The sequence below is a fragment of the Peribacillus sp. P4_C12 genome, assembly GCF_056402095.1.
Window position 1 is genome coordinate 1 of the sequence record NZ_JBFUIB010000687.1, and the last position, 1,651, is coordinate 1,651.

General features: G+C 34.0%; 3 protein-coding genes. All 3 read left to right on the forward strand.

Going from position 1 to position 1,651, the window contains the following annotated elements; all coding sequences use genetic code 11:
- Positions 1-515: 515 nt before the first annotated feature.
- Entirely contained in the window at positions 516-893 is a 378-nt protein-coding gene (locus AC1DUW_RS27985) for a VOC family protein (protein WP_053346114.1), read from the forward strand.
- 151 nt (positions 894-1,044) lie between these two features.
- Positions 1,045-1,254, forward strand: a complete 210-nt coding sequence (locus AC1DUW_RS27990) for an NAD(P)-dependent oxidoreductase (RefSeq protein ID WP_477644074.1) — start codon at positions 1,045-1,047, stop codon at positions 1,252-1,254.
- A 26-nt stretch (positions 1,255-1,280) separates the two neighbouring features.
- Positions 1,281-1,651: CcdC protein domain-containing protein (locus AC1DUW_RS27995; RefSeq protein WP_477644075.1), on the forward strand; the 371-nt coding region annotated here is incomplete at its 3' end.

Here is a 1,651-nt window from a genome sequence, read left to right on the forward strand (position 1 = left end):
GTTCAGTTTCCTCTAGAAAAGCCGATGCCTTATGAATTAATAAGCGAGATAGTTAAATTTAGAGTTGCTGAGAATATAAAGAAAGCAGAAGGCAGATTGAAAAAGAAAAAATAATTTCCTTCAAATTCTGTTGATTATTATTTCGTATTCAAGTAACGGGACAGTTTAGTCACCTAACAAAATTTAATAAGATTACTTCTTTTTTGTTCTGTTATTCATACTTTTTCATAAATTGTTCAAGCAGAAGAAAATCATAATCAAGAAGTGAAAGTAAATTATCAAAAACTTCTATATGGGGCAGGCTGAAAACAGGTGCATTTCTTATGCTACTAATTGGGCACATTTCTATAACAAAAAATGTAGGTACTTAACTTTATTTGTTCATCAAAAACGGAATTAAAAGTGAAGCATAGCAAAACTTGGCTTAAATCTTACATTTGGTATAATCATTAAGTAGTAATATGCTTAAAAACAAAAGTATAATGCTCAAAACCAGTAGAAATGGAGAGAAGCAAATGATTAATAAAGTCGGTCAAATTATGTTATATGTAAATAACCAAGATGAGACATTGAAATTTTGGACAGAAAAAGTAGGGTTTACCGTAGTTTCGGAAGAAGATAACGGCCAAATGAGATGGATTGAAATTGCTCCAACTAAGGAAGCAGAAACGAGTATCATTCTCCACAATAAAGAATTAATTGCAAAAATGCAGCCTGAATTAAATCTTAATACACCGTCGTTAATGTTTTACTCGGAAAATCTCGATAAATTATACAAAGACTTTACGGATAAAAATATCACAGTCGGAGAACTTGTAAGTATGCCTTTTGGTAGAGTATTTAACTTTGCTGATAATGAAGAAAATTACTTTGCGGTTATGGAAAAAAAGTAAATCACAAACTAAAGAGATATAAACATCAAAACGACTAAGAAAACTATTTTTAGTCGTTTTGATGTTTAATGACAATAAAGTATTTGGCCTTCTTAAACGGGTGCATTACGTTAATAATAGTAGCCAGTGTAGGAACCAGCACTTCCAACAAATGAAGGACACGGCTATAATCGTTAATACAGCGAGGTCCGGCCTCATTAAGGAAGTCATTCAAGCGTTGCAAAAAGGAGCAGCTATCGACACCTTTGACCATGAGCCATTGGGGGACAACAGTCCATTCTTGCAACTCGACAATGTGACAATCGGCTGCTTCTTTCTACAAATACCACTACTAAACCATCTATATTTCCCATATAATTGAAATACACTATGTATAGAGGTGAATTTATGGACTCTTCCTCGTTTTATTCTATTGTGATCATAATTGCTGTATTGGTCTTATGGCGTAGAACCAGAGCAATGTATCGTCCTATTAAGGGAAACGGGACCCGCATTCTCTTACCCATACTATTTTTGTTATTACCCTTTATTCTCGTCATTTTAAATCCAAAAGCACATGTCGCTGGTTGGGAATGGGTTTGTGCAGGTATCTTTGGGTTCCTTTTGTCAATTCCACTTATTTGTACCACTAACTATGAACTCCGATCTGATCAGCACATTTATGCTGTAAGAAGCAAAAGCTTTATCATTACCTTTCTCATCGTACTTATTTTCCGGTTTTTGCTTCGTGATTATTTAAAATGGCTAGGTCCAGAAAC

What these genes read in the sequence shown, in the direction of transcription:
- AC1DUW_RS27985 (WP_053346114.1), top strand. Translation starts at nt 516, where the DNA reads ATGATTAATAAAGTCGGTCAAATTATGTTATATGTAAATAACCAAGAT.
- AC1DUW_RS27990 (WP_477644074.1), top strand. Translation starts at nt 1,045, where the DNA reads ATGAAGGACACGGCTATAATCGTTAATACAGCGAGGTCCGGCCTCATT.